Below are 12,222 nucleotides of genomic sequence, written 5' to 3'. Positions count from 1 at the left end.
CGATGAAGGACGGAGCGGCGTGCTCCGTCCTTCATGTTTATTGTTCGTGACGTTTGAATACCAGTTCATGTGCGGACGACTCCGCTTCTGCAAAAAAGTAACCTTCCGAATCAAAATCTTTTAACTGTTCCGGTTTTGTCAGTCGGTTTTGGATAATAAAGCGGCTCATCAGCCCGCGCGCTTTCTTGGCATAAAAGCTGATGACTTTAAATTTTCCGCTTTTTTCATCTAAAAAGACCGGTTTGATTAAGGTGGCCTTTAGTTTCTTGGGTTTGACGGCCTTAAAATATTCGTCGGAGGCCAGATTAACCAAAATGTCGTCATCTTGTTCGTGCAGTGCCTGATTCAGTTTCTCTGTGATCACATCTCCCCAGAAACTATAGAGATCTTTGCCCGCCTTATTTTCCAGCCTAATCCCCATTTCCAATCGGTAGGGTTGCATTAAATCGAGTGGACGTAAAACACCGTAGAGGCCAGACAGCATTCGCAGATGCTGTTGGGCAAAATCAAAGTCGCCTTCACTAAAGTCTTCGGCGGCCAATCCGGTGTAGACATCGCCTTTAAAGGCTAATAATGCCTGACGGGCATTATCGGGAGTAAAGTCAGGATGCCAGTCATGAAAACGTGCAGCGTTCAGGCCAGACAATTTATCACTGATACCCATGAGTGATGCAATTTGCGCGGGAGTCAGTTTCTTACAAAGTGCAATTAACTGGCTGGAATAATCCAGCAATTCTGGTTGGGTATAACGCTGCGTGGGTAAAGGACTGGTGTAATCAAGTGTTTTTGCCGGTGAAAGGGTAATGAGCATGCGCCATGTCCTCTTGGTCTGATTTTGATGTCTTACTGTAGCAAATATTCAGGAAGAAAGTGGCGATAGGTATAACAGGGGGAAGCAATCAGCGGCGCTGCCGCCGGAGAGCAAAAGGCTGTCTTGCGTGGGGAAACTTGCGTGTTATTATCAGATTTCGGCGACAACAAGACTGCCACCAGTTCATGTACTAACCATTCATACACTGATAATCCACATACAAACAATGAGAAATGCCAACATGACGGATAAACTGACTTCCCTACGCCAATTGACAACGGTTGTGGCTGATACCGGCGATATCGCGGCGATGAAATTGTACCAGCCGCAAGATGCCACGACGAACCCGTCCCTGATTCTGAATGCGGCTCAGATCCCTGAATACCGTAAGCTGATCGACGAGGCGATTACCTGGGCACGTTCACAGAGCAGCAACCGTGAGCAGCAAGTTGTGGATGCGACTGACAAGCTGGCGGTGAATATCGGTCTTGAGATTTTAAAACTGATCCCCGGTCGAATTTCTACGGAAGTTGATGCCCGTTTGTCTTACGATACGGAAGCTAGCGTTGCGAAAGCAAAACACCTGATCAAACTGTACAACGATGCAGGCATCAGCAACGATCGTATTCTGATTAAATTGGCTTCTACCTGGCAGGGGATTCGCGCCGCTGAGCAATTAGAGAAAGAAGGGATTAACTGTAACCTGACGCTGCTGTTCTCTTTTGCTCAGGCTCGTGCCTGTGCTGAAGCGGGCGTTTTCCTGATTTCACCATTTGTTGGCCGAATTCTGGATTGGTATAAAGCTAACGGCGATAAGAAAGAGTTTGCGCCCAGTGAAGATCCAGGCGTGGTATCAGTGAGTGAAATATACAGTTATTACAAAGAACATGGTTATGAAACCGTTGTGATGGGCGCAAGCTTCCGTAACGTTGGTGAGATTTTAGAACTGGCTGGCTGTGATCGCCTGACGATTGCCCCGGCGCTGCTGAAGGAACTGTCTGAAAGTGAAGGCGAAGTCGTTCGCAAACTTTCTTATGCTGGCGATGTGAAAGCCCGCCCAGCAAAAATGACAGAAGCACAGTTTTACTGGCAGCATAATCAAGACCCAATGGCTGTTGATAAATTGGCAGATGGTATCCGTAAATTTGCCGTCGATCAGGTTAAGTTAGAGAAGATGATTGCTGATTTGCTGTAATCGTTTCTTATTGAGATAACCGACAATCTATCGGTTATCTCAGATTGATAACTATTATTTAGCAACAGAATTTCGGGTTTCCTTTGCTATATAAAGATTTTCATCCGCGCGTTTCATTACTTCTATTAAGTTTTCTTCAGCAATACGGTATTCAACCAATCCGATACTGACAGTCAGGTGTATTCTATTCCCTGCTGATACTTCATAATTGCTATCATTGACTCGTGCCCTGGCTCGTTCAACGACGGTATAGGCATTGTTTAAATTAATCTCAGGTAAAACAATCGCGAATTCGTCGCCGCCAATCCGCCCAAAAATATCTTCGCGGCGAAATGATTTTTTTAAAATATCCGCGATGAACTTTAAGGCGTTATCGCCCGCACTATGGCCAAGCGTATCATTCACGTTTTTGAAATGATCAATGTCGATTAAGATGACACAGACGGGTTGCCGGGTAATGTTGGCAATATTTAACGCTTTACTTGCGGCCATGAAGAAAGCGTCTCGTCGTAGATAGCCTGTCAGGTCGTCATATCGAGCGATAGTAGGAAATTCAATCAGATATTTTCTGGCCAATACGGAGAGCAAACTGCCTGACGTCGCGCAAATCAGTACAATTCCTAACATACCAATGATCGTGGGTAACGACCCAAAAGTATCAAGCAGCGATGGCGGTGGTGCTTCTGAGCTGGTTCTGATACGAATGCCGAGTAGCTCATCTGTGGGGGATAACAACGGAAAAATGCTGGTTAATGTGCCCTTTCCCGCGAACTCTCCAATAGAGGGAAGGTTATTCTGGCATGTCCTGATGATCGACATGTCATTAAATTTTAATTCCGTTTCTGATAGCCGATTAATGCATTCCCGGCGTGTGTCACTGGTATTAAATGCAAATACTCGGATGCGAGACGATACATAGTTTCCTGTCTTTCTGGTCACATCACTATCTTGAACTTCGGCTCCAGAGCTATAGGAATCATAACTCCTAATCGTCGTATCAAGATTATATCTTTCCATTTCCCAGGTGTTTTTATCTGATTCATGCATAAATGCTGCGGTGATAAAAAAAGCCAGAATGCCGAATAGAAAAAATGCGGAGGTTGGATGGGCAAATATTTTTAATATCTTATATTTAATTGTTTGCATAGGGTACTTCCTTGGTGTGGCTTTGCTACTCATCAAGGGGGCTACAGAAGCGCCTCAATTTTATCATACGATTTGAACGCTGGTTATGATTAATCATAGCCTGTTCTGTTATTTTTCCTTGTCTTGCAATGAGTAAACGATGTTTTATTTTTGAGATGCTATTTAATAATAATTATCATATGGAATATAAGAAATTTTCAGAAGGTATGGGTTATACAAATTTCTGGTTTCATGGTGGCCTGATAACGTAAATCAGATAATATTCTGATAAAAATAGCGTTTTAGAGAGGTAGTTATGAACGTATTGCGTATTGGATTGGTATCCATTTCTGATCGAGCATCCAGCGGTATTTATCAGGACAAAGGAATACCGTCATTAAAAGAATGGTTATCTGGTGCACTCATGACGCCTTTTGAGATTGAAACTCGACTGGTGCCTGATGAGCAGGTGCTTATTGAACAGGCGCTTTGTGAACTTGTTGATGAACGAGGGTGCCATCTGGTGTTGACCACCGGGGGGACCGGACCGGCTCGCCGTGACGTGACGCCAGATGCGACATTGGCGATTGCCGATCGTGATATGCCAGGGTTTGGCGAACAGATGCGGCAGATTAGCCTGCAATTTGTTCCTACGGCCATTTTATCCAGGCAGGTAGGGGTTATTCGTAAACAGGCGCTGATTCTCAACTTACCTGGACAACCTAAATCGATTAAAGAAACGCTGGAAGGGTTGAAAGATGAGAACGGTAAAGTCGTCATGGCAGGTATTTTTGCCAGTGTTCCTTATTGCATTCAACTTCTGGAAGGCCCTTATGTTGAAACCGATCCGCAGGTCGTAGCAGCTTTTCGTCCCAAAAATGCGATACGTGAAATAAAAAACTAAAGTTAGCCAATTTAAAACATAAGATTCAACTTTGCTGGTGTGGTGTAATTTTGACGTTATAGTAATTTTTACTTTACATTAAATGGCTGGATTTCATTAGCCATACTCTTGCACCACACGGTAACTTATGAATCACGAGCATTCTCACCCACAGCATCGCCGGTTAAACCGGCAAGATTATAAAACACTGTCTTTGGCGGCGCTGGGTGGCGCGCTGGAATTTTACGATTTCATTATTTTCGTTTTTTTTGCGGCAGTGATTGGCGATCTTTTTTTCCCCGCTGATATTCCTGAGTGGCTGCGGCAGGTTCAGACGTTCGGTATTTTTGCTGCCGGTTACCTCGCTCGTCCGCTTGGGGGCATCATTATGGCTCACTTTGGCGATCTGGTCGGGCGTAAAAAGATGTTTAGCCTCAGCATATTGCTGATGGCATTGCCTACGCTGGCGATGGGGATGCTGCCGACTTATGAGTCTATCGGTATTGCGGCACCGTTACTTTTACTGCTGATGCGCGTTTTGCAAGGGGCCGCGATTGGTGGTGAGGTGCCTGGAGCATGGGTGTTTGTTGCCGAGCACGTTCCTCGTTCACGAATTGGTTTTGCGTGTGGCACGTTAACGGCAGGGCTCACGTTGGGGATTCTGTTTGGTTCACTGGTGGCTACGCTGCTTAACACCGTGTTAAGCGCTGAACAGATGACAAACGGCGGCTGGCGGTTACCGTTCTTTATCGGTGGCATTTTTGGGCTAGTAGCGATGTATTTACGTCGTTGGTTACAGGAAACGCCGATCTTTATAGAAATGCAGACGCATAAGAAGTTGGCTGAGGAGTTGCCGCTGAAATCCGTGGTGGTTAATCACCGTAGGGCGGTTGTGGTTTCCATGCTGCTAACCTGGCTATTATCCGCTTGTATTGTCGTTGTCATCCTCATGGCACCGACGTATCTGCAAAAGGTTCATGGCATCCCGGCTGCGTTGGCATTGCAAGCTAACTGTCTGGCAACGATTGTACTCATGGTCGGCTGTGTTGGCGCGGGTTTGCTTGTGGATCGCTTCGGTGCCAGTAGGCTGTTTATCATTGGCAGCGTGTTGCTTGGAGCATCCAGTTGGTTCTTTTATAGCGCGGCGGCCACAAGTACCAGTCTGCTGTTTATGAGCTATGCGATGGTTGCGCTGAGCGTCGGCGTCGTGGGTGCGGTTCCCTATGTGATGGTGCGTGCTTTTCCTGCGGAAGTTCGTTTTTCCGGTATTTCCTTTTCTTATAATGTTTCTTATGCGATTTTCGGTGGTTTGACGCCGATATTCGTCACATTGATTATGAAAGTGACGCCAATGGCTCCTGCATTTTATGTGTTAACGTTGTCTGGAGTGGGGTTACTGTTGGGAATTTATCTACAGCGAGATTTGACGAGCGATCGGGTCGGTAAACAGGCTGAAGAAGAACGATCTCACTCACCCATTAGCATTTAAAATGTTCCACCCGTCGATCAGCATGAAATCATCGGTGGAATAATAAAAAAGGGTTCGGTCATATCACCGAACCCTTTTTTGATGATGCGATTACCACGACACTCAGTGTGCGCCGTTGCGAGCGCCGATTGGCAAAACGGTACGGCCGTATTGCTCATTCAGGACTTCGGCCATCGCGAGGTAAATCGCGCTGGCACCACAGATAATACCCTCGTAACCCGCGATGGTCAGCAGCGCATGATTACCAGTGAAATTACCGACCGCCAGTAAAGCAAACAAAACGGTCAGGCTGGCGAATACAAACTGTAATGCGCGGTTGCCACGTAGCGTACCGAAGAACATGAATAAGGTGAATACGCCCCACAAACCTAGAAATACGCCGAGAAACTGCGCGTCGCTAGCGTCTGCCAGACCCATTTTCGGTAGCATAAGAATAGCCACTAACGTCAGCCAGAATGCGCCATAAGACGTAAAGGCCGTGACACCGAAGGTATTCCCTTTTTTATACTCCAACAGCCCCGCCAAGATCTGGGCAATCCCGCCGTAAAAAATGCCCATGCTGAGAATAATAGAAGAAAGTGGAAAAAAACCTGCGTTGTGCAGGTTCAACAGAATAGTGGTCATCCCGAAGCCCATCAGTCCTAATGGACCAGGATTTGCCAACGTGTTCGTGCTCATAAATCCTCTGCAATGACAGATTATTAATAGTCCCTTCGTGTCGGGCACGGCATAAGGTTCGCGAATGCGCCAATCACGTTGGGATAGGTGTCGTTTAGGTGGTATTGCCCGCCATTGTTTAGGGAAATATCCCTATTTCTGCGACGAGCGCGGCATCATATCGGGTGCGTTGAATGGACACAACATGGCGGGGAAGGAATAGTTTGATCGAACAGGGGATAAAGGCCACTTTTTTTCATCTCTCCCCCTTGATGATGGAATTGTTGACCCCATGTTATTTGCAACCAAACAGTTCGACCAAGCTGAAGAGGCTTGTGCTGGCGCGTTTTGCTGACATGGCGGTATTGGGAAAATGGCGTAATGTGAGCGGGAAACGAGGTTATGACGTTGAAAAGCGACATTCCGCCCGCATAGTAAGTTGAACTACCACACCGAATATGACTTTTTAGTGGAGATGTTTAGATGGGTAAGATTATTGGTATCGACCTGGGTACAACCAACTCTTGTGTCGCGATTATGGACGGTACGCAGGTTAAAGTACTGGAAAATAGCGAAGGCGATCGCACAACGCCTTCAATTATTGCTTATACGCAAGACGGTGAGATCCTGGTTGGCCAGCCGGCTAAACGTCAGGCAGTGACTAACCCGAAAAACACCTTGTTTGCGATTAAGCGTTTGATTGGTCGCCGTTTTAAAGATGAAGAAGTACAACGTGACACCAATATTATGCCGTACAAGATTGTCGCGGCGGATAATGGTGATGCCTGGTTGGATGTGAAAGATCAGAAAATGGCTCCTCCACAGATTTCTGCGGAAGTGCTGAAGAAAATGAAGAAGACGGCGGAAGATTATCTGGGTGAAACCATCACCGAAGCGGTTATTACCGTTCCCGCTTACTTTAACGATGCGCAGCGTCAGGCGACCAAAGATGCCGGTCGTATCGCTGGTCTGGAAGTCAAACGTATTATCAACGAACCGACGGCTGCGGCACTGGCATATGGTTTGGATAAAGAAGTTGGTAACCGTACTATCGCCGTTTATGACCTCGGCGGCGGGACATTCGATATCTCTATCATTGAAATCGACGAAGTTGATGGCGAGAAAACCTTTGAAGTGCTGGCAACCAACGGTGATACCCACCTGGGTGGTGAAGACTTCGATAGCCGCATGATCAACTATCTGGTTGATGAATTTAAGAAAGAGCAAGGTTTCGACTTGCGTAACGATCCGCTGGCAATGCAGCGTCTGAAAGAAGCCGCAGAAAAAGCCAAGATCGAACTGTCTTCTGCACAGCAGACTGACGTTAACCTGCCGTACATCACAGCAGACGCGACTGGTCCTAAGCACCTGAACATCAAAGTGACCCGTGCGAAACTGGAGTCACTGGTAGAAGATTTGGTGAGCCGTTCTCTGGAACCGCTGAAAGTTGCTCTACAGGATGCGGGATTGTCAGTTTCTGAAATTCAGGACGTCATTCTGGTGGGTGGTCAAACCCGTATGCCGCTGGTTCAGAAGAAAGTCGCTGACTTCTTCGGTAAAGAGCCGCGTAAAGACGTTAACCCAGATGAAGCGGTTGCTATTGGTGCCGCAGTACAGGGCGGCGTGCTGTCTGGCGACGTGAAAGATGTTCTGTTGTTGGACGTTACCCCGTTGTCGCTGGGTATCGAAACCATGGGCGGCGTGATGACGGCGTTGATCTCCAAAAATACCACCATCCCGACCAAACATAGCCAGGTGTTCTCTACCGCAGAAGACAATCAGTCTGCGGTAACGATTCATGTGCTACAGGGTGAACGTAAACGTGCTCACGATAATAAATCCCTGGGGCAGTTTAATCTGGATGGTATTCAGGCTGCACCGCGTGGTATGCCGCAGATTGAAGTCACTTTCGATATCGATGCCGACGGTATCCTGCACGTATCCGCGAAAGATAAAAACAGCGGCCGCGAACAGAAAATCACCATCAAGGCATCTTCTGGTCTGAACGAAGATGAAATCCAGAAAATGGTGCGTGATGCTGAAGCGAATGCTGACGCTGACCGTAAGTTTGAAGAGCTGGTTCAGACTCGTAATCAGGGCGACCACCTGCTGCACAGTACGCGTAAGCAACTGGAAGAAGTGGGCGATAAATTAGCCGCCGACGATAAGACTGCTATTGAAGACGCGCTGAAAGCGCTGGAAAGTGCACTGAAAGGTGAAGATAAAGCCGATATCGAAGCCAAAATTCAGGCGCTGGTTCAGGCTTCCGGTAAGTTACTGGAAGTGTCTCAGCAGCAGGCTCAGGCTGGTACTGACGGTGCCGCTGGTGATGCTTCCGCTCGTAAAGATGACGACGTCGTTGATGCTGAGTTTGAAGAAGTAAAAGATAAAAAGTAATCGCCCTTTGAGCGGGCGTAGTGACAGCAACGGTACCTGAAAAACGGGATAGAGGCTGTTACTGGCAACCAGCACGGGCGTCGAGGAAACTCTGCGCCCGTGCACGCATGTTGAGGGCAGGACAAAAGCATGGCGAAGCAAGATTATTACGAGAGCTTAGGCGTCTCTAAAGATGCAGAAGAGCGTGAGATAAAGAAGGCGTATAAGCGTCTGGCGATGAAGTATCATCCGGATAGAAACCCGGGTGATAGTGAGGCGGAAGCTAAATTTAAAGAAATAAAAGAAGCCTACGAAATCCTGACTGACTCTCAGAAACGTGCAGCTTATGACCAGTATGGACATGCTGCATTCGAGCAAGGCGGTATGGGCGGCGGTGGAGGATTTGGCGGCGGCGGTGCCGATTTCGGTGATATTTTTGGCGACGTGTTCGGCGATATATTTGGTGGCGGACGCCGCCAGCGCGCAAGTCGTGGTTCCGATTTACGTTATAACATGGAATTGTCGCTTGAAGAGGCTGTCCGTGGCGTCACCAAAGAGATCCGTATTCCTACGCTAGAAGAATGTGGCGTGTGTCATGGCAGCGGTGCTAAACCCGGTAGCTCGCCGGTTACCTGTCCAACTTGTCATGGTAATGGTCAGGTTCAGATGCGTCAGGGGTTCTTTACGGTACAGCAGGCTTGTCCGCATTGTCATGGTCGCGGCAAGATCATTAAAGACCCCTGCGTTAAATGCCATGGTCATGGCCGCGTAGAAAAGAGTAAAACGCTGTCGGTGAAAATTCCTGCGGGGGTAGATACCGGCGATCGTATTCGTCTGTCTGGAGAAGGTGAAGCGGGCGAACATGGCGCACCAGCGGGCGATTTGTACGTTCAGGTTCAGGTTAAAGCGCATCCGATTTTCCAACGCGAAGAGAACAATCTGTATTGCGAGGTTCCTATCAATTTTGCCATGGCAGCACTGGGTGGTGAAATCGAAGTTCCGACGCTGGATGGGCGTGTGAAGCTGAAAGTTCCGGCTGAAACACAAACCGGAAAACTGTTCCGTATGCGCGGGAAAGGTGTGAAGTCTGTTCGCGGTGGAGCTCAAGGCGATTTACTGTGTCGGGTTGTTGTGGAAACGCCAGTCAATCTGAATGATCGTCAAAAGCAATTGCTGCAAGAGCTTGAAGAAAGCTTTGGTGGCCCGTCTGGCGAAAGAAACAGTCCGCGATCTAAAAGTTTCTTTGACGGCGTGAAGAAATTTTTTGACGATTTAATTTAAACGATCAATAACCATCGGGTTGTGAATCGAATGAGAAGCCGGTTGGTGAACACCAACCGGTTTTTTGTGCCTTCGCCTAACCTGGCTCTCTTTAATAAATCGTTTTTTTCGATCTTTTATCCAGTTTTAATCTACTTTTAACGAGTATTTATATTACGTAATCTTGCCTGCAAGAAATTGGGGACATGGTATCTGCACCCATACCTAACAGAGAGATTAATTAATGATAACGATGATTCGCCGTTTTATCGGGTTAGATGCAGCGGCTGGTGTGATGTTGATGATAGCAACGGTGCTGGCGATGTTAGCGGCCAACTGGTCTGTGACTGCAACTGGTTACCAACAATTCTTGATGATGCCAGTAGAAATAAGATTTGGCGCATTGGAAATCAATAAAAACCTACTGCTATGGATCAACGATGGATTAATGGCGATTTTTTTCCTGTTGATTGGCTTGGAAGTGAAACGGGAATTGGTGGAAGGGGCTTTATCTAGTCGGCAACAGGCAATGTTGCCGCTGGTGGCTGCGGTAGGGGGGATGGTGTTCCCCGCGCTGATCTTTCTGTTTTTCAACGCGAATGATGAGGTAACACGTGCTGGCTGGGCGATTCCCGCTGCTACGGATATCGCGTTTGCTATTGGTGTACTGACGCTTTTAGGAAAGCGTGTTCCCTCGGGATTAAAAGTCTTCCTGTTGGCGCTGGCAATTATTGATGATCTGGGGGCGATCCTGATTATCGCCTTGTTTTATACGCAACAGATTTTCTGGCCTGCATTGGGGGGCGCGGTGTTGTCAGTGGCCGTATTGGCATATATGAACCGACAGCAGGTCAGAAAAACATCCGCTTATTTGCTGGTTGGAATTGTCTTATGGGTCTGCATTCTAAAATGTGGTGTCCATGCGACGCTGGCAGGTGTGATCGTTGGATTTTTTATTCCATTACGTACATCGGGGGCGGGGGATTCCCCTGCAATCACATTGGAACATGGTCTACAAACGTGGGTCGCATTCTTAATTATTCCGTTGTTTGCCTTCGCTAATGCAGGCATTGTGTTGCAGGGGATTGAGTTAGAAAAACTGTTTTCACCGTTGAGCCTTGGTATTGCCGCCGGGTTGCTTGTCGGTAAGCCTTTGGGTATTACGCTACTGAGTTGGTTAACGGTAAAATTAGGTTATGCTCGTTTGCCTTTTGGTGTGAGTTTCAGCCAGATCGTTGCTGTTTCCGTGTTATGCGGTATCGGATTTACCATGTCGATCTTTATTACGTTGCTGGCATTTTCTCAGGCTGATGCGGAGTTTATTACCTATGCTAAGTTAGGCATTTTACTGGCATCTTGTCTGGCCGCGTTACTTGGCTATTTGGTATTACATAGAATATTACCTACGTTGGATAAGGCGGTTCAGTCGCATAAGGGCTTATGTCATGCGGGAGGCGCGAAGAGGGAGTAGATGTGTCTCATTTGAATTTTAATCATCTCTATTACTTCTGGCAGGTTTATAAGTCAGGCTCTGTCGCAGCCGCGGCAGAGACGCTGTTTCTAACGCCGCAGACCATTACCGGACAGATTAAATTTTTGGAAGAACGCTTGCAGGGAAAACTGTTTAAGCGAAAAGGGCGCGGGCTGGAACCGACAGAACTGGGGCAGTTAGTCTTTCGCTATGCGGATAAAATGTTCCAACTGAGTCAGGAAATGCTGGATATCGTGAATTATCGTAAAGAATCCAGCCTGCTGTTTGATGTGGGGGTCGCGGATGCCTTATCGAAACGGCTGGTCAGCCAGATCCTGGAAACGGTAGTGACCGAACAGGATCACATTCATTTACGGTGTTTCGAATCCACGCATGAAATGCTGCTAGAGCAGTTAAGCCAGCATAAGTTGGATATTATTCTGTCGGATTGTCCCGTCGACTCAAGCCAGCAGGAAGGGCTATTTTCATTGAAACTGGGTGAATGTGGGGTCAGCTTTTATTGTCGGCGTCCTGTTCCTGAAGAATCTTTTCCCGATTGCCTTGAAACGCGCAAACTGTTGGTTCCAGGGCGTCGCTCCATGTTGGGGCGAAAATTATTGAACTGGTTTAATGCACAAAATATTCAAACAGAAATTCTGGGAGAGTTTGACGATGCGGCATTGATGACCGCATTTGGTATTAACCATGATGCCATTTTTGTTGCGCCATCCATGTACGCCAAAGCGATTTATCAGCAAGGAGATGTCGCTGAGATTGGCAGGATTGATAATGTTCAGGATGAATACTATGTGATCTTCGCAGCCAGGATGATCCAGCACCCTGCTGTGCAACGGCTATGCAACAAGGATTTCTCGGATCTCTTTCGTGAATGATGTTTGATCGTTGATAGAGAGAAGACGTAAAAAAACCGGTCTGAGCCGGTTTTAAACCTGAC

The 12,222-nt window shown here is 47.3% G+C and carries 12 protein-coding genes; 8 read left to right on the top strand and 4 right to left on the bottom strand.

The window, feature by feature from the left end; genetic code table 11:
* Window positions 1-37: 37 nt before the first annotated feature.
* Together yaaA and ACKPVM_RS18470 are read right to left on the bottom strand one after the other, a co-directional pair.
* A complete protein-coding gene (yaaA, locus tag ACKPVM_RS18475; protein WP_409311269.1) occupies window positions 38-811 on the bottom strand; it encodes a peroxide stress protein YaaA in 774 nt (257 codons plus the stop codon).
* A 32-nt stretch (window positions 812-843) separates the two neighbouring features.
* Window positions 844-1,017, bottom strand: a complete 174-nt coding sequence (locus tag ACKPVM_RS18470; RefSeq protein ID WP_409311268.1) for a hypothetical protein — start codon at window positions 1,015-1,017, stop codon at window positions 844-846.
* Window positions 1,018-1,052: 35 nt separating this feature from the next.
* Here ACKPVM_RS18470 and tal point away from each other — a divergent pair, with 35 nt between their 5' ends.
* The gene (tal, locus tag ACKPVM_RS18465; RefSeq protein WP_409311267.1) at window positions 1,053-2,006 is read left to right on the top strand and encodes a transaldolase; all 954 of its coding nucleotides are present in this window, start codon (window positions 1,053-1,055) and stop codon (window positions 2,004-2,006) included.
* Between the two features lie 54 nt (window positions 2,007-2,060).
* Here the strand turns inward: tal and ACKPVM_RS18460 are convergent, their stop codons facing one another.
* The gene (locus ACKPVM_RS18460) at window positions 2,061-3,152 is read right to left on the bottom strand and encodes a GGDEF domain-containing protein (protein WP_409311266.1); all 1,092 of its coding nucleotides are present in this window, start codon (window positions 3,150-3,152) and stop codon (window positions 2,061-2,063) included.
* A gap of 295 nt (window positions 3,153-3,447) precedes the next feature.
* Between ACKPVM_RS18460 and mog the strand changes: the two genes are divergently transcribed.
* The gene (mog, locus tag ACKPVM_RS18455) at window positions 3,448-4,035 is read left to right on the top strand and encodes a molybdopterin adenylyltransferase (protein WP_409311265.1); all 588 of its coding nucleotides are present in this window, start codon (window positions 3,448-3,450) and stop codon (window positions 4,033-4,035) included.
* A 127-nt stretch (window positions 4,036-4,162) separates the two neighbouring features.
* Window positions 4,163-5,503: an MFS transporter gene (locus ACKPVM_RS18450; RefSeq protein ID WP_409311264.1), complete on the top strand. Its 1,341-nt coding sequence runs from the start codon at window positions 4,163-4,165 to the stop codon at window positions 5,501-5,503.
* 102 nt (window positions 5,504-5,605) lie between these two features.
* Here the strand turns inward: ACKPVM_RS18450 and satP are convergent, their stop codons facing one another.
* On the bottom strand, window positions 5,606-6,181 hold the full coding sequence (gene satP / locus ACKPVM_RS18445; RefSeq protein WP_409311263.1) for an acetate uptake transporter: 576 nt from the start codon (window positions 6,179-6,181) through the stop codon (window positions 5,606-5,608).
* A 64-nt stretch (window positions 6,182-6,245) separates the two neighbouring features.
* Here satP and ACKPVM_RS18440 point away from each other — a divergent pair, with 64 nt between their 5' ends.
* From ACKPVM_RS18440 to nhaR, 5 genes are all read left to right on the top strand, one after another.
* Window positions 6,246-6,383 carry a hypothetical protein gene (locus ACKPVM_RS18440; protein WP_409311262.1) on the top strand — a complete coding sequence of 46 codons (138 nt, stop codon included), beginning with the start codon at window positions 6,246-6,248 and terminating at the stop codon, window positions 6,381-6,383.
* Window positions 6,384-6,643: 260 nt separating this feature from the next.
* Window positions 6,644-8,557 carry a molecular chaperone DnaK gene (gene dnaK / locus ACKPVM_RS18435; protein ID WP_409311261.1) on the top strand — a complete coding sequence of 638 codons (1,914 nt, stop codon included), beginning with the start codon at window positions 6,644-6,646 and terminating at the stop codon, window positions 8,555-8,557.
* A gap of 129 nt (window positions 8,558-8,686) precedes the next feature.
* A complete protein-coding gene (gene dnaJ / locus ACKPVM_RS18430) occupies window positions 8,687-9,817 on the top strand; it encodes a molecular chaperone DnaJ (protein WP_409311260.1) in 1,131 nt (376 codons plus the stop codon).
* Window positions 9,818-10,040: 223 nt separating this feature from the next.
* Window positions 10,041-11,267, top strand: coding sequence for a Na+/H+ antiporter NhaA (gene nhaA / locus ACKPVM_RS18425; protein WP_409311259.1), 1,227 nt, complete (start codon window positions 10,041-10,043; stop codon window positions 11,265-11,267).
* A 2-nt stretch (window positions 11,268-11,269) separates the two neighbouring features.
* A complete protein-coding gene (nhaR, locus tag ACKPVM_RS18420; protein WP_409311258.1) occupies window positions 11,270-12,160 on the top strand; it encodes a transcriptional activator NhaR in 891 nt (296 codons plus the stop codon).
* Window positions 12,161-12,222: the final 62 nt, after the last annotated feature.

This window comes from Pectobacterium hainanensis (genome assembly GCF_046237015.1).
GTDB lineage: Bacteria > Pseudomonadota > Gammaproteobacteria > Enterobacterales > Enterobacteriaceae > JBJYIN01.
Note: the sequence above shows the minus strand (reverse complement) of the source record. Positions and strands in the feature narration are given on the sequence as shown.